1 protein-coding gene and 1 pseudogene are annotated in these 2,393 nt (G+C 70.8%); both read right to left on the bottom strand.

The features are described 5' to 3' along the window. Positions 1-75 precede the first annotated feature (75 nt). Positions 76-1,830, bottom strand: a complete 1,755-nt coding sequence (locus ACY45C_RS01620; protein ID WP_462185900.1) for a serine/threonine protein kinase — start codon at positions 1,828-1,830, stop codon at positions 76-78. Between the two features lie 8 nt (positions 1,831-1,838). Next, positions 1,839-2,393, bottom strand: a pseudogene (locus ACY45C_RS01615) (serine/threonine protein kinase); the annotation flags it as partial.

Here is a 2,393-nt window from a genome sequence, read left to right as displayed (position 1 = left end):
GGCCCTAGGCCGGACCCGGATGCCTGTGACCCTGTCGGGTGACAGGGTCACCGCCGGTGAAGCGTGTCGTACGATCTAACTCGACGCAGCCGGTCTGCGGTCGGTAAAAAGCGAGAGATAATGCTGCACCCGCTCGACGTAACCTCGCACCTGCGGTCCCCGGGCCCCGTTGGCGCGAACATACTTGACACTGGTGTGATACGCGGCGGCGAGCAGCAGCGCCCGGTCGCCGGAAATGTCACCGAGGCGCTGGTTGGCGTATTCGAGCTGATTGGCGACGGCGAAGATGGCGTCGGCGGGGTCCCAGTAGGACGCCCGGCCGTTGTTGTCCGCGTCGACCGCGAACCCCGTGAACACCCGTGGTGTCCATCCGGCGATGCCGTACTCGCCCTGGCCCCCCGCGGCTGCCGGGTGGGAGGCACGGGGGTGGAAGCCGCTCTGCGTCGCGAGGATCGCCGCGATCAGTGCGGGCGTGACCACCTCGTCCGAGCAGGCGTGCGCGGCCCGGGTGAGAAGCGGACGGTAGGCGGCGGGTATCGGCGCGCCGGGCCGCAGCTCGCCACCCGGCTGGAACGAGAACGGCTGGGGGACCGACCCCGCGGCGAGCATCAGGACGGCCAGCAGGCCCACCGCGATCAGGATGCGCCGCGCCGCCGCCGTTCGTTGCGCCGCCGTTCGTTGTACTGCCGTTCGTTGTACTGCCGTTCGTTGTACTGCCGTTCGTTGTACTGCGTTCGTGTGTTGTGTCGGAGGCGCGACCGGGCTGTCCGGTCCCGGCCGGGGCACGCGCAGGTCGCGTGTCGGGGTCGTGATCGCGTCACCGTCGCGCTGGAGGGCGCGGGCGCGGCGAAGGACGGTGTCGATTGGGTGTGCGGCGCGGGCCTGATGGGTCGGAGCCAGACAGTCGCGGATCACTTCCCGCCAGCCGTCGGGCAGCGTCTCCGCCAGCCGCAGGGGTGTGCGACCCGCCGCATAGGTGAGGGCGGCCTCGGAGCGGGACCGGCTGGTCTGCCCGGGGAAGGGGTGGGTGCCGGTCAGCAGTTGGTGAGCGAGCACGCCGAAGGCCCACACATCCCGGGTCATGCGGATCGGGACCCCGGCCTCCGTGATGCGCTCGCTCCACCATTCCGGCGGGGTGTGGTCGGGCGAGGCCAGGCGCGGCGCGCGGCCGTGCGTACCGTCGATCTCGACCGCCAAACCGAAGTCCGCCAGCCGGGCCGAACCATCCGGCATGATGAGCACATTGCTGGGTTTAAGGTCGCCGTGGACCCAGCTGTTCGCGTGCATGTGGGCCAGGCCCTCGCACACCTCGACGAGGATGCGGACCCGGTCCGCCAGCGGGGGGCCCGACGACGCGTCGGGTGTCGTGGGGCAGAGGGGTGCTGTGGAACAGAGGGGTGCCGTGGTGTAGAGCAGGTCGACCAGATTGCCGGTGGCCCGCTCCACGGCCAGCACCACCGCGCCATGCAGGTCGGGTCGGTCGGGATCGTCGACGGCCAGGACGGCGAGCGCGCGGATCAGCCGGGGGTGGGCGGGGATCCGGACCAACGCCGCCTCGCGCAGCGCACCGGCCCGCAGCTCCGCGCGCTCCCGGGGAGACAGCCCGGCAACCGGCAGGAACTTCAACGCAACCTCGGCGCCGGCCTGGCGTGGCCTGCTCTCGCCCGGCCTGCGCCCGGATAGCCCGTCCCGGTCGGCTCGGTACCCGCCGTAGACCGTGCCCCAGCTACCAGCCGCGATCTTGTCTGTGACCGTGAAGGGGCCGACCCGGTAGCCGCGCGGAACGACTGCGGACGGGGTGCGTTCTGACCACTCCACTGTGATCGGCACCGGCATGGTCAGCGCCGCCCGCTGCGCTGCCCATCATTACCGGGCCGGCCGTCGGGACGCGGGGACGGAAGCAGCGCCAGATGCTCCTCCCGGGTCACATTGAAGCGCAGCGCCACCGTCACGAGCGATTCCCGCCGGGCCGCGAACCGGTCCCCTTCCGCCGTGTCCGCCGGCTTGACCCGCAGCTTGTTCTCGACGAGGTAATTGATGTGAAAGTTCACGGCGGACCGGGTGAGGCTGGCGCAGCCCGGCAGCGGGCGCAACCTGTCGATCACCTGGTCGAGCGTGGGAATGGCGACGACCGAGGAGTCCCGTAGCCGCGGCTCGCACAACGCCACGAGGATCAGGAAGTACTTGGCCGTCTCGTCGAGCGGGAAGACCTGGCGGGTCAGCTCACCGTCGTCGGCGGCGACCATGCGCCGGTCGACATACTCGTGTTGCGGCGCGTACACCTTGAAGCCGCCCACCCCACGCGTCAGCGGCAGTAGCACCCGGGCAAACTCGAATGGAACCGGTGCCGCCACCCGTCGGGGGGAAACCTTCACGAACTCGCCGGCGCCCTC

It is taken from the genome of Frankia sp. CcWB2, from assembly GCF_977927585.1.
This window is presented reverse-complemented; position numbering and strand designations above follow the sequence as displayed.